Origin of the sequence: Gemmobacter sp. (genome assembly GCF_016792925.1) — a bacterium.
In the GTDB taxonomy this organism is placed as follows: domain Bacteria; phylum Pseudomonadota; class Alphaproteobacteria; order Rhodobacterales; family Rhodobacteraceae; genus Gemmobacter.
In genome coordinates this window covers 1-2090 of record NZ_JAEULU010000335.1, presented here as the reverse complement: position 1 = coordinate 2090, position 2090 = coordinate 1, and the positions used below count along the sequence as shown (strand labels likewise).

Genomic DNA, 2090 nt, shown 5'->3' with positions numbered 1-2090 from the left:
CGCGCCTGACCCCTCACCACCGCCCATTGCCGCGCCAGTTTCACCGCCGATTCCACCGCCTCCGACCCGCCAGAGACAAAGAACACCTTCTCCATCCCCTCGGGGCTGAGACTGGCCACCTTGGCCGCCAGCCGCTCGCCCGGCTCGGTCTCGAAATGCAGCCGGTATCCAAAGGTCGCCCGCTCCATCTGCGCCCGCATCGCCGCCAGCACCGCCGGGTTGCTGTGGCCGATATTCGACACCATCGCCCCCGAGGAGCCGTCGATGAACCGCCGCCCGCTGCGATCCCACATGTAAATCCCCGCGGCCCGGTCCAGCACGGGCCGCGCGGCGGTCGACAGGTAGAACAGATGGCTCATCTCAAGGCTCCGGCTGCTGCGGGGCCAGTATGGCCGACGGCGCTCCATTGCAAAAATAGATAGTTGAAATTCAGGCCATAGGCTGCATCTATGGGCATATGCGCCTTTCCCCCGCCGAAACCTTCGCCCGCGATCTGGATTGGAGCCTGCTGCGGGTCTTTCTTGCGCTGGCCGAGGGCGGCTCTGTCACCGCCGCCGCCACCCGGCTGGGGCTGAAACAACCCTCGGTCAGCCAGGCCCTGAAGCGGCTGGAGGATCGCGCGGGGCACCGGCTGTTCGACCGGGGGCCCGGCGGGTTTTCCCTGACGGCCCAAGGCCTTGCCCTGCGCCCCGAGGCCGAGGCCGTGCGCGCGGCCATCCTGCGCGGCGCGCTTGCCATGGCCGAGGCGGCGGGCGAGGTGGCCGGCGAGGTCACCCTCGCGCTGGCCTCGCATGTCGTTTCTCCCATCCTCGACGAGGCGCTGCGCCGCTTTCACCGCGCCCATCCCCGCGCCACGCTCAGCATCGACGTGCTGCCCTCGCGCGAGGCGCTGGCGCGGCTGGCACGCGGGCAGGCCAGCCTGGCGATCTGCCTGATCTCCGGCCCGGTCGCGCCCCTGGCGACCGAGCTGTTCTACCGCGAGTTCTTTGGCCTGTTCTGCGGCCCCGGCCACCCGCTGTTCGGGCGCGCGGGCCTGCGGCTGGCTGATCTGGCGGGCCATGCCGCCGTCAGCTTTCAGACCGACCGCATGGGCGATGCGCTGGCCGCCGTCACCCGGCTGCGCGCCCGCGCGGGGCTGACCGGCCCGGTCGGGCAAGCGACCCATCTGGAGGAGGTGCGGCGCATGATCGTGGCGGGGCTTGGCATCGGCCCGCTGCCCCTGCATGTCGCCGCCGAGGATGTGGAGGCCGGGCGGCTGTGGCGCCTACCGCCCTACAAGGCGCCGCCCGCCATCGACGTGCATCTGGTCACCAGCCCGCGCGCCCGCCCGAACCGGGCCGAGGCCGCCTTTCTGGAGACCCTGCGCAGCTGCCTTGCCGCGCATCCGCCCGAAGCACGGATTTACGGGCGCGGATTTACCGCTGACCGCGCAGCCGCGCCCGCTCGCGCTGCAACCACAGCACAGTGATCAACAGCGGGCCGTTGTTCACCTCGCCCCCCGCCACCAGCGCCATCAGATCGTCGAAGGACAGCAGATGGCCGCGAATATCCTCGGCCTCGCCCTCCACGCCAAACACGCCCGCCGCGCCATCGGGCAGATCGCACAGCGCGACATAGGCATACAGATATTCCATCTTCGCCCCCGGCGAGGGGTAATAGCCGCCGATATATTCCAGCGCGCCGAGGCTCAGCCCGGCCTCCTCCACCGCCTCGCGGCGTGCTGCCTGTTCGGGGGTCTCCTCGGGGTCCACCCGCCCGGCAATCGCCTCCAGCATCCAGGGCTGCGGATCACCGCGCCCCAGCGGCCCGGCGCGGAACTGCTCCACCAGCAACACCCGGTCGCGCGCGGGATCGTAGGGCAGCACCGTCACCGCATCGCCCGAGACAAACACCGCGCGATTGATCTGCGGGCTCATCGCGCCGTCAAAGCGGCGAAAGCGCAGGTCATATTCCTCCACCGCGAAGAAATGCGCATAGGGCTGGCGAAAGGCTGCGATCTGCACATCCTCGGGCGCGGCACGGCGCCGCCGGGTGGTCGGGGCCGGGTCAGCCAGCGCCCGCGCGCGGCTCGCGCCCCGCACCAGCATCGG

General features: G+C 70.8%; 2 protein-coding genes and 1 pseudogene. 1 reads left to right on the top strand and 2 read right to left on the bottom strand.

The window, feature by feature from the left end; translation table 11 throughout:
* Window positions 1–359: aminotransferase class III-fold pyridoxal phosphate-dependent enzyme (locus JNN06_RS16615; protein ID WP_291240706.1), on the bottom strand; the 359-nt coding region annotated here is incomplete at its 3' end.
* Between the two features lie 98 nt (window positions 360–457).
* On the opposite strand from JNN06_RS16615, the gene JNN06_RS16610 reads away from it, so the two are divergent.
* On the top strand, window positions 458–1468 hold the full coding sequence (locus JNN06_RS16610) for a LysR family transcriptional regulator (protein WP_291240705.1): 1011 nt from the start codon (window positions 458–460) through the stop codon (window positions 1466–1468).
* On the opposite strand, the pseudogene trgB reads toward JNN06_RS16610, so the two are convergent.
* A pseudogene (gene trgB, locus JNN06_RS16605) lies at window positions 1416–2090 on the bottom strand (tellurite resistance ADP-ribose pyrophosphatase TrgB); the annotation flags it as partial. The gene JNN06_RS16610 and the pseudogene trgB sit on opposite strands and share 53 nt — an antisense overlap.

Coding starts and splice junctions, on each gene's coding strand:
- JNN06_RS16610 (WP_291240705.1), top strand. CDS start 458: ATGCGCCTTTCCCCCGCCGAAACCTTCGCCCGCGATCTGGATTGGAGC.